Here is a 12,411-nt window from a genome sequence, read left to right on the forward strand (position 1 = left end):
TGGCTCCGCACAAAGCGAGTAGCCTATGCTTTACTGCAATTAATCGGACACGACGAAAGACAATGACGCTATTGATCACATGCCTCTTGGTTGGCTGCTTATTACTCACTGCGGTAATGAATTATATTTGCCCCAACGGTTAATCACAGTGACCCACCTCTGAGTACTCAGCACGTGTCACTAGTCTCTATTGGGTATTATTTTGTTTGGTGCATGGAAAACAGCAGTTCAACCTCAGCTTTAGGTAAACCGCAGATCTCAATGACCTCAGGTAATTCAGCGCCGGCAGCAATCATTTGTTTAGCTCGTTGATACATCTTCACCTCGGGATCACTATTCGCTAGTTCCCTAACATTGCCACTGATTGCTTGTTGGGTTTGCACAATCGTTTGTTGCTGCTGCTCTAAATCTTGTAGCGCTTGCTCTAATTTTGCATTGGCACGCTTAAATGCCAATTGTTGATTGCTTAACGAATGTTGCAAAAAGTCCGTCTTCTCGCCGAGTTGGTGGCGTAAATAATCGACTTCATCGCGTAACATGCGTTGCTGCTTGCGCAGTGAAGTCCACACAAAAAAGCACAACACAATAATGGCTACTGCGCCGATGATACTGCCGATGACTAGAGAATTTTGCATAGTGTTAAACACGCACTATTGAGCAACGATGCTGTAACACCGTTGCTCTAATATACAGAGATTAGATATTAGTGATTTCTTCCCACTCTTCATCTGAGAGTAGTTTATTGAGGTCTACCAAGATCAGTAATTCACCATCACGGTTACTAACACCTTGGATGAACTTGGCACTTTCTTCAGTACCCACATTAGGTGCACTATCAATTTCGGACGAGCGCAGGTATACGACCTCAGCAACACTGTCGACTAGAATACCTACCACTTGCTCATCAGATTCAATAATCACGATTCGCGTATTGTCGGTTATATCGGTTGGTGGCAGCCCGAAACGAGCGCGCGTATCAATAACGGTGACCACGTTACCGCGCAAATTGATGATACCTAGCACATAGTCAGGCGCTCCAGGAACTGGAGCAATTTCGGTATGGCGCAGTACTTCCTGCACCTGCATGACGTTGATACCGTACGTTTCGTCACCCAGACGGTAGGTAACCCACTGCAAGACCTCGTCGTTATTATCTACAACCGTATTACTACTGGTACTTTTTTCACTCATCCTTCATGCTCCCAACAATGACGGTGATCATTTCTGATTGCTATTTAACCCGGCATTTAACAAATCTATTAATTGCTTAACGTCAATTAAAGCACACATACGCTCTTTTACCATACCCGCTAACCAAGGGCGTTTGTGATCTGACTGACGCCATTTGACATCGCTCTTATTCAACTCAATTGTATTAATTAAGCTATTACTGGATAGTCCCCATTCACTCTCAGACAACATAATCACGTACTTGTAGTTTAGCTTGTCTGATTGAATTTGTGCGTACTTTTCGGGCATTACCCATTGTGCAGCATCAACGACGTTGATTTTTTCGTCGCGATGTAGCATCACACCCATAAACCAATCGGGCTTTCCAAACAGCGGACCGACTTTTTCTAGTTGATGAATACCACCTAAATCAATCAGTGGTACAGCCATTGTTAAGCCCGCCACATCAAAAAATAATGCTTGAAACCGCTCTGATAGTCTTTCTGCCAATGGTTCAAAGGCTACTTTCGCAGAATCATCATCTAATTTTTCGGCGGAAGTCAGCGCTTCTTTAATTTCCGTAGGCTCTTCAACGTCCTTGGGTAAAACCGGCTCGACGTCATTGGTGCGTTCTTGTACAGCTGTAGTGTTCGGTTGCTCCAATACAGTAGTCGTAGCGTTTTCTAGGAGTTTTGCTACTTTTTGTGTAGCTACAACAGGATCAGAGTGGTCAACCAATAGCCCCTCTAAATACTCTTGCATCACTTCTTCTTTAGCAAAACTTTTACTGCGACTCATCGATTACAGGGTCTCCAATTCTAATAGCAGTTTTGTATAGGCATATGCGCCACGAGAGCGCGGTGCGTAAATCGATATAGGCGTTTGTGCCTGGCTCGCTTCGCGAAACCGGGTATCAACTGGAATGGTGCTCTTCCACGTCGCTTCACCGTAGTCACTTTTTAACGCCGCATAGGCCTCTTTTGCCGCGTTCACGCGCTTATCGTACATGGTGGGCACGATTAGCGCATCGAACATTTTATTGAGTGATTTACTCATAATTTCCAGAGTATGCATCATGCGATCCAGCCCTTTTAATGCTAGAAACTCAGTCTGAACCGGCACTAATATCCGGTGACAGGCAGCTAGTGCATTTACCATCAAAACACCAAGCACGGGTGGACAATCAATTAAAACATAATCAAATTCATCGGCGACTGCATTAAGGGCTTTTGTCAATACCAATCCCATTCCACTTTTTGCGCCTAACTTGCGATCCAATGTGGCCAAATTCATTGTTGCAGGCAGTACAAACAAAGTATCGAGTTTAGTTGGACACAAACAATCCAACACACGGTCTTTGGTGATTGGGCCATCATCAACAAAAATATCGTAGGTGCTTTTTGTCAGTGCTTCTGAATCAATCCCAAAGTAGTAACTCAATGATGCATGAGGATCAGTATCAATGAGTAAAACCCGCTGGTTCTTCTGTGCCAAGATACCGCCTAAAGTGACCGTTGTCGTGGTTTTACCCACTCCACCTTTTTGATTGGCTACGGTCCATATTTTCATTCGTGTATTACCCTTTGGTAGCGGTAATAATTTCACTAGCGATAACATCCAACGCTAAACTGCGTTCGGATATTCCCGCAACGGTGACGGCTTGCGGCATGCCATAAACTACGCTGCTAGCCTCGTCTTGTGCCCATATTGTTGCGCCTTTTGATTTGAGGGTTTTGCACCCCTCGCGTCCGTCAGCTCCCATTCCTGTTAGGATGATTCCAAGTACATCACCGTGAAACACTTTACTCAGTGATTCAAAGGTTAAGTCAACACTGGGCTTGTAGGTGTGGTCTTCTCCCGCGACACTATCAATGATTTTGAGTCGGGCCGCGGAGCTACTGCCTTCGACTAACATTTGTTTACCACCTGGCGCTAAATAAGCGTGGCCCGGCCTCAACAAATCACCGTTTTGAGCTTCTGACACACCAATTTTGCACATACCATTTAAACGTTGTGCGAAAGCACTGGTGAAAGTGCCGGGCATGTGTTGGACTAACAATATAGGTAACGGAAAGTCGGCCGCTAATGGAGTAAGTATTTTTTGTAGTGCTACCGGCCCACCGGTGGATGAGCCAATCGCCATCAATTTGTAATTTCTGCGCATTGAGCGCGAAGACACTGGTGTCGACAATAGCGAAGAAGACTTGAAGAACTTCTGCGTAGCTGCAGTGCGTCCCGGTGACTTCAGAGTATTAGCGCTAGTAGGCATGCGTTTACCCGCAATGCTTTTCACTTTTGCACGTAACATACTCGTCGCTTGCTGACGATCTTTTGCAATGTCTTCAAAATTCTTTGGTAAAAAATCAAGCGCACCAGCTTCTAATGCACTAATTGTTGCTTCGGCACCGTCTTGAGTAATCGAAGAGAACATTAATATAGGCGTGGGGGAGCTCTTCATAATCTGGCGAACCGCTGCAATACCATCCATCACTGGCATCTCAACATCCATAGTGATTACATCAGGCTGCAATTTTTGCATTTGCTCAATGGCTACCTGACCATTATTCGCCTCGCCGATGACTTCCAGATTAGGGTCTTGGTTGAGTATTTCCCGCACTCGTCGCCGGTAGAACGAAGAATCATCCACGACTAGTACTTTAAAAGGCATTTATGCTTTACTTCCTAATTTTGTTACTGAGCACACGAGACTGCGTACTCACATAATGATGGTTTGGCTACTTGTTTAAAGCCTTGCGAGCATATCGCTTCAACAAGCCTGGTATATCGAGAATCAGTGCAATACCACCATCAGATGTAATCGTCGCACCTGCCATACCCGGAGTTCCTTGAAGCAGAGCATCCAGTGGTTTTATTACCACCTCTTCCTGACCAATCAATGCATCGACAACAAATCCCATTTGCTGTGTACCAATTTGCACAACAACAACGTGGCCTTTGTCTTTTTGTACATTGCTCTTGCCGCGCTTGAGCCATTCCCCTAAATAAAACAACGGAATCGCTTTTGAACGCACAATCATGGTTAACTGTCCATCGACGGTATTAGTTTTACCAATATCCATGTTAATGATTTCATTAACCGCCCCCAACGGTAGGGCAAAGGTCTGTTCGCCAACAATGATCATAAGGGTTGGGAGGATAGCCAACGTAAGTGGAACTTTGATTTCCAAACGCGTTCCGCGGCCAAGCTGCGAATCAATACTCACGCTACCATTTAGCTGATTAATTTTAGTTTTCACTACGTCCATACCGACACCGCGGCCGGATATGTCACTGATCTCGGTCTTGGTCGAAAAGCCCGGAGCAAAAATCAGGTTAAAGGCTTCAACATCTGACATACGGGCCGCTGCATCAGCATCCAATACACCACGACTAATCGCAATTTCTTTTAACTTTTCGGCATCCATCCCTTTACCATCATCATCGATAGTTAGCAGGATATGGTCACCCTCTTGTGATGCGGACAGTTTAACGGTACCCATGCGCGGCTTACCAGCCGCCGCACGCTCATCTGGCATCTCAATACCATGGTCGACCGAGTTGCGCACCAAATGCACGAGCGGATCAGCCAGGGCCTCTACTAAGTTCTTATCTAAATCTGTCTCTTCGCCTTCTAGCTCAAGCGTGATTTCCTTTTTCAAGCTGCGGGCTAAATCTCGAACAACGCGAGGGAATCGGCCGAAGACCTTCTTAATTGGCTGCATCCGCGTTTTCATCACGGCGCCTTGCAGATCCCCCGTAACGACGTCCAGATTAGCAATCGCTTTGGTCATGCTTTCGTCGTTACTGGTAATTCCCAAGCTCAGTAAACGGTTGCGCACTAATACCAACTCACCAACCATATTCATTATCTGGTCGAGACGCTTGGTATCAACCCGGACGGTTGTTTCAGCCGGTGGTGGTGCGGGTTGACCTTTCTTGTCATCTTTCTTCGCTGCGGGTTTAGCCGGCGCTTTAGCCGCAGGTTTATTCGGCTCCTCAGCCTTCGCTACTGGTTTTGCTTTCGGTGTATCTGCTTTAGGCGTTTCCGGTTGCGCAGCGGGCTTAGCTGCTGGTGCTTTTGCGGCAGGCTTGGCTTCGGCTTCATCTTTAGCTTTCGCCGAAGGCCCCTGACCTTGACCGTGCAACTGGTCTAACAACGATTCAAATTCATCGTCGGTGATCTCATCACCATCGCTGGATTCTGTCTTAGGTTCAGCCGGAGTGTCTGCAGGAGTAGTTTCTTTTCCTGCGTCGAATTTGCCTTTACCGTGAAGTTGGTCGAGTAATGCTTCAAATTCGTCATCACTGATATCTTCATCATCGCTACTGCTAGTTGGCTCATCAACTACTGGTTTAGGTTTTGTATCTTTACCTGGTGCGCCACTGCCATGCAGTTCGTCAAGCAGTGCTTCAAACTCATCTTCGGTTATCTCTTCTATGGAACCGCCTGCGTCGGTGGCTGTTGTATCAGTATCCTGAGGTTCTGCTTCTGATGCAGACTCTGGCTCGTCAGCAGGTTCTTCCTCGACTGCGAACTCCATATCAGCAGCCTCGCCTTCGGAGCCAAAAATGTCTTCGCCTTCTTCCTCAGGCTTACTTAATTTGTGCAGTAAATCGATGAGTTCGGGAGATGCAGGTTCGAGTGCCTCTCGCGCTTTAACGTTGTCGAACATTTCTACAACAACGTCCGTTGCCTGCAAAATAACATCCATCAATTCGGGTGTTAAAGAACGCTGACCATTGCGCATCACATCGAACACATTCTCAGCACCATGGCAGACGTCCACGAGTTCGGTCAGAGATAAGAAACCTGCTCCACCCTTAACTGTGTGATAGCCACGAAAAATGGCGTTCAGCAAATCAGCGTCTTCTGGATTGTTTTCCAAATCAACGAGTTGTTCTTGTAATTGTTCAAGTATCTCCCCAGCCTCAACTAGAAAGTCTTGCAATATTTCCTCGTCTACATCAAACGCCATTAATACGTTCTCCTAAAACCCTAAGCTAGACAATAGATCATCAACGTCATCTTGGCCACTTACTACGTCGTCGCGTGTTTCGGCATCGATGATTGGACCTTCCGCTTTCACTGTATCGGTCTGTTTTTCTTTTTGTTGAGGTTTTTGCGTCATATCTGGATCACCAAACATGGTTAACATGTTAACCAGACTGTCCTCTACCTCTTTAACTAGTTCAATTACGCGCCGGATCACCTGACCAGTCAGGTCCTGGTAACCCTGAGCCATTAGCACTTCAGTCAATAGTGAGTTCAGTTTAGCTGTGTCAGTTGAAGCGTCCTCAAGCAACTTGTCGAGCTCCGTACACAGCGTTTTGAATTCGCCCAATTCGATTTGGCGGTTCATGAGTTTTTTCCATTCCGGCAACACCGCTGCAATACGGTCATTGAGTTTTTCAGCTAATGGCATACTCGTTTCGACCGCATCCATAGTGGTATTTGCGGCTTTTTCGGTTTCTTCTATGACGTACAGCAAGCGTGTTTGTGCGTCGGGGATTTCTTCACTTGCTAAACCTTTGATGCGATCATCAACCTGAAAACTATTTAAAGAATCGTGTAACTGTCGAGTTAACTTGCCTACTTCGGCGAATAACTCAATTGACTCTTTCATAGACGCAACTTCAAGTAGTGCGTTCGCAGATTCATTATCGCCAGCCTCAAGGTAGGCAACCAACTGTTTGGCTTCCTCTAGCGAAATTGGTACGGTGGATTTCTCAGTCATCCAGTGTCTCCTTTGTGCAGTAGACCGTCTGGATCAACCTAAACGTTCGAAAATCTTTTCGAGTTTTTCTTTCAACGTAGCCGCTGTAAATGGTTTTACTACATATCCATTCACGCCCGCTTGCGCTGCAGCTACGATTTGCTCTTTTTTCGCCTCAGCAGTAACCATCAACACAGGTAGGTGCTTCAAGCTGTCATCAGTGCGAATCGCTCGTAATAGGTCAATCCCTTGCATGCCAGGCATGTTCCAGTCTGTCACGACGAAATCAAAATCGCCCTGTTGCAACATCGGCAATGCGGTACTGCCATCATCCGCTTCCTGAATGTTTGAAAAACCCAAATCTTTGAGCAAGTTCTTTATGATGCGTCTCATTGTTGAAAAATCGTCAACAACAAGAATTTTCATATTTTTATCCAAAACAGCCTCCACTGAGGAACAAAGTCATTATTTTTATTGTGTTTCAGTCATTCGCCATGACTGCATACGCGATTTTAATTTCAACATGGCTTGGCTATGAATCTGGCTCACCCTTGATTCACTTACCTCAAGCACTTCACCTATTTCACGAAGATTGAGCTCTTCATCATAGTACAGCGACAACACTATTGCCTCTCGTTCTGGCAAAGTCGTTATCGCATGTGCCAGGGCTTTTTGAAAAGCGCCTTGCATTAAATCTTCGAAGGGAATGTCGGAGCCTTTGGTCTGTTCGTCTCCAATGACATCTTCAGACACCCCTAAATCTTCAATTGCCACCAACTTACCGGCATTTACTTCGTTGAGCATTTGATGGTATTGCGCCAGTGTTACATTCAGTTTAGCAGCTATATCAACATCTCGTGCATCAGCACCGGTTTCTCGCTCTACTTGCGTAATAGCTTCTGTGATCGTACGGCTATTTTTGTGCACTGAACGCGGTGTCCAGTCACCCTTTCTAATTTCATCGAGCATCGCACCACGAATACGAATACCGGCAAAAGTTTCGAAACTAGCACCTTTTGATCCGTCAAAGTTTTTCGCAGCTTCAAGCAGGCCGATCATGCCTGATTGAATCAAATCATCAACAATAACACTTGCCGGAAGACGCGCCATTAAATGGTGCGCAATCCGCTTAACCAGCGGCGCATGTCGCTCAACGATAGCGTTCATATCGACGCTTTGTTGGTACGCTGCCACTTTACTATTCACCCGCTCTCACCAACCGCCTTACGCGTTAGTAACTGTTCGAGGAAGAACTCCAAATGCCCCCCAGGTTGATTGGGAATTGGCCATTGACCAGCTGCCGCTGCTAATTCAGAGATTGCTACAGCTGCTGGAGAACCGGGGAAGGCATCAACAATCGGCGTTTGCTTGCGCACGGCTTTGCGAATATTTTCATCAAATGGCACTGTGGCTACGAGTTCGAGTGCCACATCAAGGAATCGTCCAGTGACTTTAGACAACTTATTGAACAACTCCTGGCCTTCTCTGACGTTGCGTACCATATTGGCGACGACTTTAAATTTAAACACGCCGTGTTCGCGATTCAGAATTTTAATCAGCGCGTATGCATCTGTTAGTGAGGTGGGTTCATCGCATACTACTACAAGGATATCTTGAGCTGCTCGCGAGAAGCTCAAAACCATATCCGATATGCCTGCTGCAGTATCGACTATCAGTACGTCAATAGGCGTTTTGAGCTCACTAAATGCGCGAATTAAGCCGGCGTGTTGCGTCGGCGTCAATTCTGTCATTGATTGTGAACCACTTGTTGCGGGCGCAATTTTTATGCCGTGAGGACCCGTTACCAATACTTCGTCTAAGGTACATTCACCGGATAAGACATGTGATAGATTTTTGTCGACACGCAAACCCAACATAACATCGACGTTCGCCAATCCCAGGTCAGCATCAAGGACTAGCACGCGTTGACCTTGCTTCGCCATGGCGACTGCCGTGTTTAACGTGATATTGGTTTTACCTACGCCACCTTTACCGCCGGTGACGGCGATAACCTTTATTAACCGTGGTTGTTTCATTCTTCTTAAGCCGCTAGCCTGATCTTCAATCATACTGCTCTTGCTGCATTTGCCGCTATATGGTTGCTAGTATGGTGCAACTTGTACTTTTTATAAAGCCTTGCTGCGAGAGAAATAAGATTTTTTCCATTCGCAGTCGCAATATCTTCTGGTACTTTTTGCCCGTCCGTAATAAAACTCAGTGGCAAGTTATATGCAATAGCGATACTTAACATCTCGCCTAAAGAGTAACATTCATCTAACTTCGTGAATATACACCCTTGAATTTTAACGTTTTTATACGCTTCAACCACGCCTTGTAACGACGCGTATTGTGCATTTGCTTGCGCAACTAAGTAATAGTTTATAGGCATGTTAATGCCAGTCGAAAAATCTCGCAACTGGCCGATTAAGCGCGCATCGCGTTGAGAAAAACCTGCCGTATCAATCAATATCATTTTTTTATGTCGCAATTGATATAAAACATCGGCGAGTTCTTCTCCTGATTGCGCCTTTTTAACCACACAACCGATAATTTTGCCATAGGTCGATAATTGTTCATAAGCAGCGATTCTATAAGTATCAATAGTCACCATTGCCACATGCTCGGCCCCATACTTTTGCGCGTAGCGCGCCGCTAATTTTGCCACAGTTGTGGTTTTTCCTGCGCCGGTTGGGCCTACCATTGCGACCACTCCTGATTGCGACAACAGCTGATGGCCTTCAATATGCAATCGATTCGCCATCAACTTAAGGAGTGCCAACCAAGCTTCACGTTCATCGGCGTCTGAGGGCAAATAGCTAATGAATTGGTCACACAATGCCGGTGTTATTCCCATCGCTTGGAGTTGATGGTGTAAATAACCATGCAAAGGGTTTTTTGCCTGCTTCTGCTGTTGAGAAAGTGCAGCAACTTGAAATGATAATACGTTGCGCAATGACGCCAACTCTTCTTTGACGTCTTGTAAATCACTAGGTGTTACGCTTACTTGACGATCGTCTGGTTTAGCTGAATTGTCATTGTGCGATGTATGAGAATAATGTTCCGCTGGCGCTGGACGTTTCACCGATGGCTTTGCGATCGCAGGTTCGCCTGCTGGTTTAGACGCCTGTGCTTGCTGCTGTTCGAGTAATTGGCGTAGGCTGTCTGGCCCCGAGTCACCGATAATTTCACTGAGCGTCGGCGTCGGCTTAACTGATATCGATGGTTCAGCCTTTACTCTGGCATTCGGTTGTTCTTTGTCAAATGCGGCCGTGAGCTCAATCCCCTCTGATGTCTTGCGAGTAGACATTATTACCGCATCTGCGCCAAGTTCGTCCTTTACTTTGCGTAATGCCTCGCGCATATCTATGCCGACAAATCGTCTAATTTTCATAATGTATACTCCACCTTAACTATCACGCTATTGACCAATCGCGCTGACAATTCGAATTTGTTTATCATCTGGAATTTCCTGATACGACAGCACGTGTAAACCGGTAACTGTGTGTTTGAGGAATCGCGACAAGACTGGTCGCAACATGCCAGAGGTTAATAAGACTGCAGGCTCACCAGCGAGTTCTTGCTGCTGAGACGCTTCGGTTAATGACTGCTGAATCCGATCAGCTAAGCCGGGTTCTATGCCAGCGCCTTCTTCGCCACCGGCCTGTAAAGATTTATGTAAGATTTGCTCTAAGTCTGGCGCCAGTGTTATTACAGGTAGCTCTGCTCCACCGCTATTAATTTCCTGGATGATAAGACGCTTCAGAGCAATTCGCACAGCCGAAACTAATACGTCAGGATCTTGACTCTTCGGTCCGAATTCAGCCAAGGTTTGAAGAATCGTACGCATATCCCGGATTGGTACACCCTCGTAAAGCAAGGTGCGCAAGACTTTTACTACACTACTCAAGGGTAGGATATCCGGAATCAAGCCCTCTACTAACTTCGGATTAGTCTTCGCTAATAGGTCTAGGAGTTGCTGTACTTCTTCGTGGCCGAGCAATTGATAGGCGTTGGTGGTAAGCAACTGACTTAAATGAGTAGCAATCACAGTTGCTGTGTCGACAACGGTGTAACCAAGTGTTTGAGCATGCTCGCGTTGCGATGGTTTAATCCACACGGCATCTAGACCGAATGCAGGATCTTTAGTCGGCTTGCCGTCTAATTTACCAAATACCTGCCCGGGATTAATTGCCAGTTCACTGTCATGGTTAATATCTGCATCGCCAACATTGACGCCTAGCATCGAAATCGTATACGTGGTTGGATTGAGGTCGAGATTATCGCGAATATGAACCGGCGGGATTAAAAAGCCCAATTCTTGGGACAGCTTTTTGCGTACGCCTTTGATCCGCGTAAGTAGCTCTCCACCCTGGGCTTTATCGACCAGCGGAATCAATCGGTAACCGACTTCTAAACCAATCGTATCGACCTGCTGCACATCATCCCAGCCCAATTCTTTAATCTCTGCAGGCTGCTGATTCTCAGCAGGTGCTAATTCAGCACTCGCCTGCTGTAATTCTTGCTCTTGAGCGACTCGGCGACTTTTGAAGTACGCAAACGCACCAATACCAAAGCTGAAACCCAAGAACGCTAGGTGTGGCATGCCTGGCACAACGCCCATTACAAATAAAATACCACTGGCAATATACAAGGCACGGGGCTCAGTCAATTGCTTGTTAACTTCATCACCCATCTCTTGACTGTCGTTTTCACGCGTTACAATGATTGCCGTAGCGACAGACAGTAATAGCGACGGAATCTGTGCCACTAGACCGTCGCCGATGGTCAAGATGGTATACACCTCAAGCGCTCGACTGAAGGGTAAGTCGTATTGAATAATACCGATAAACAAGCCACCGACGATATTGATCAACATAATGAACAAACCAGCGATTGCATCACCTTTGACGAATTTTGACGCACCATCCATCGAACCGTAAAAATCGGCTTCGGTGGTTATTTCTTCGCGGCGCTTACGTGCTTCGTCTTGGTCGATATAGCCGGCATTGAGATCGGCGTCAATTGCCATCTGTTTGCCCGGCATAGCATCTAGAGTAAAGCGAGCACTCACCTCTGAGATCCTTCCAGCACCGGCAGTCACAACTTTGAAGTTAATAATTAGCAAAATGGCGAATACTACAATACCGACTGCGTAGTTACCGCCGATTACGACTTCACCAAATGCTTGAATCACCTTACCGGCAGCATCCCCACCCTCGTGGCCATGCAGGAGGACCACTCGCGTTGACGCCACGTTCAGTGCCAAGCGCAAAACAGTAGCAATCAATAGAACTAACGGGAAAATACCAAAATCTACGGGTTTCTTTGTAAATACACAGACGAGAATAATAACAATCGACAGTGAAATATTGAAACTGAACAGCACGTCGAGTAAGAACGGTGGCATGGGTAAGATGACCATTCCCATAATCGAAAGCAACACCAAAGGCGCACCTAGCCCAGTGCTAAAACGCTTGAATTGGTTTTTGTCGAATTTTTGCCAGTAGGCCGCTAATTCCATCTGTAC

12 protein-coding genes are annotated in these 12,411 nt (G+C 46.2%); all 12 read right to left on the reverse strand.

Features of this window, described 5'->3' with window-relative positions:
- Positions 1 to 197: 197 nt before the first annotated feature.
- Positions 198 to 635 (reverse strand): DUF2802 domain-containing protein, encoded by a 438-nt coding sequence (locus tag QTP81_RS05795; RefSeq protein WP_289364332.1) that lies wholly within the window; start codon positions 633 to 635, stop codon positions 198 to 200.
- Positions 636 to 696: 61 nt separating this feature from the next.
- On the reverse strand, positions 697 to 1,191 hold the full coding sequence (locus QTP81_RS05800) for a chemotaxis protein CheW (protein ID WP_289364333.1): 495 nt from the start codon (positions 1,189 to 1,191) through the stop codon (positions 697 to 699).
- A 27-nt stretch (positions 1,192 to 1,218) separates the two neighbouring features.
- Positions 1,219 to 1,968: a chemotaxis protein CheW gene (locus tag QTP81_RS05805; RefSeq protein ID WP_289364334.1), complete on the reverse strand. Its 750-nt coding sequence runs from the start codon at positions 1,966 to 1,968 to the stop codon at positions 1,219 to 1,221.
- 3 nt (positions 1,969 to 1,971) lie between these two features.
- Positions 1,972 to 2,739 carry a ParA family protein gene (locus QTP81_RS05810; protein WP_289364335.1) on the reverse strand — a complete coding sequence of 256 codons (768 nt, stop codon included), beginning with the start codon at positions 2,737 to 2,739 and terminating at the stop codon, positions 1,972 to 1,974.
- A 7-nt stretch (positions 2,740 to 2,746) separates the two neighbouring features.
- Positions 2,747 to 3,838 carry a protein-glutamate methylesterase/protein-glutamine glutaminase gene (locus QTP81_RS05815; RefSeq protein ID WP_289364336.1) on the reverse strand — a complete coding sequence of 364 codons (1,092 nt, stop codon included), beginning with the start codon at positions 3,836 to 3,838 and terminating at the stop codon, positions 2,747 to 2,749.
- A 67-nt stretch (positions 3,839 to 3,905) separates the two neighbouring features.
- Positions 3,906 to 6,146 (reverse strand): chemotaxis protein CheA, encoded by a 2,241-nt coding sequence (locus QTP81_RS05820; RefSeq protein WP_289364337.1) that lies wholly within the window; start codon positions 6,144 to 6,146, stop codon positions 3,906 to 3,908.
- A 12-nt stretch (positions 6,147 to 6,158) separates the two neighbouring features.
- The gene (locus QTP81_RS05825) at positions 6,159 to 6,905 is read right to left on the reverse strand and encodes a protein phosphatase CheZ (RefSeq protein WP_289364339.1); all 747 of its coding nucleotides are present in this window, start codon (positions 6,903 to 6,905) and stop codon (positions 6,159 to 6,161) included.
- A 33-nt stretch (positions 6,906 to 6,938) separates the two neighbouring features.
- A complete protein-coding gene (gene cheY, locus QTP81_RS05830) occupies positions 6,939 to 7,322 on the reverse strand; it encodes a chemotaxis response regulator CheY (protein WP_289364340.1) in 384 nt (127 codons plus the stop codon).
- 33 nt (positions 7,323 to 7,355) lie between these two features.
- On the reverse strand, positions 7,356 to 8,090 hold the full coding sequence (locus QTP81_RS05835) for an RNA polymerase sigma factor FliA (RefSeq protein ID WP_289364341.1): 735 nt from the start codon (positions 8,088 to 8,090) through the stop codon (positions 7,356 to 7,358).
- Positions 8,087 to 8,953 (reverse strand): MinD/ParA family protein, encoded by an 867-nt coding sequence (locus QTP81_RS05840; RefSeq protein WP_289364342.1) that lies wholly within the window; start codon positions 8,951 to 8,953, stop codon positions 8,087 to 8,089. The genes QTP81_RS05835 and QTP81_RS05840 overlap by 4 nt, the downstream gene beginning before the upstream one ends.
- The gene (flhF, locus tag QTP81_RS05845) at positions 8,950 to 10,275 is read right to left on the reverse strand and encodes a flagellar biosynthesis GTPase FlhF (protein WP_289364344.1); all 1,326 of its coding nucleotides are present in this window, start codon (positions 10,273 to 10,275) and stop codon (positions 8,950 to 8,952) included. The genes QTP81_RS05840 and flhF overlap by 4 nt, the downstream gene beginning before the upstream one ends.
- 27 nt (positions 10,276 to 10,302) lie before the next feature.
- Entirely contained in the window at positions 10,303 to 12,405 is a 2,103-nt protein-coding gene (gene flhA, locus QTP81_RS05850; protein ID WP_289364345.1) for a flagellar biosynthesis protein FlhA, read from the reverse strand.
- Positions 12,406 to 12,411 lie beyond the last annotated feature (6 nt).

This window comes from Neoalteromonas arenosi, from assembly GCF_030362855.1.
Lineage (GTDB): Bacteria > Pseudomonadota > Gammaproteobacteria > Enterobacterales > Alteromonadaceae > Alteromonas_E > Alteromonas_E arenosi.

Bases quoted from the DNA above. Each gene is read 5' to 3' on its own strand.
- QTP81_RS05810 (WP_289364335.1), bottom strand. From the start codon at position 2,739: ATGAAAATATGGACCGTAGCCAATCAAAAAGGTGGAGTGGGTAAAACC.
- QTP81_RS05815 (WP_289364336.1), bottom strand. From the start codon at position 3,838: ATGCCTTTTAAAGTACTAGTCGTGGATGATTCTTCGTTCTACCGGCGA.
- QTP81_RS05825 (WP_289364339.1), bottom strand. From the start codon at position 6,905: ATGACTGAGAAATCCACCGTACCAATTTCGCTAGAGGAAGCCAAACAG.
- flhA (WP_289364345.1), bottom strand. From the start codon at position 12,405: ATGGAATTAGCGGCCTACTGGCAAAAATTCGACAAAAACCAATTCAAG.
- QTP81_RS05820 (WP_289364337.1), bottom strand. From the start codon at position 6,146: ATGGCGTTTGATGTAGACGAGGAAATATTGCAAGACTTTCTAGTTGAG.
- QTP81_RS05805 (WP_289364334.1), bottom strand. From the start codon at position 1,968: ATGAGTCGCAGTAAAAGTTTTGCTAAAGAAGAAGTGATGCAAGAGTAT.
- QTP81_RS05840 (WP_289364342.1), bottom strand. From the start codon at position 8,953: ATGATTGAAGATCAGGCTAGCGGCTTAAGAAGAATGAAACAACCACGG.
- flhF (WP_289364344.1), bottom strand. From the start codon at position 10,275: ATGAAAATTAGACGATTTGTCGGCATAGATATGCGCGAGGCATTACGC.
- QTP81_RS05800 (WP_289364333.1), bottom strand. From the start codon at position 1,191: ATGAGTGAAAAAAGTACCAGTAGTAATACGGTTGTAGATAATAACGAC.
- QTP81_RS05795 (WP_289364332.1), bottom strand. From the start codon at position 635: ATGCAAAATTCTCTAGTCATCGGCAGTATCATCGGCGCAGTAGCCATT.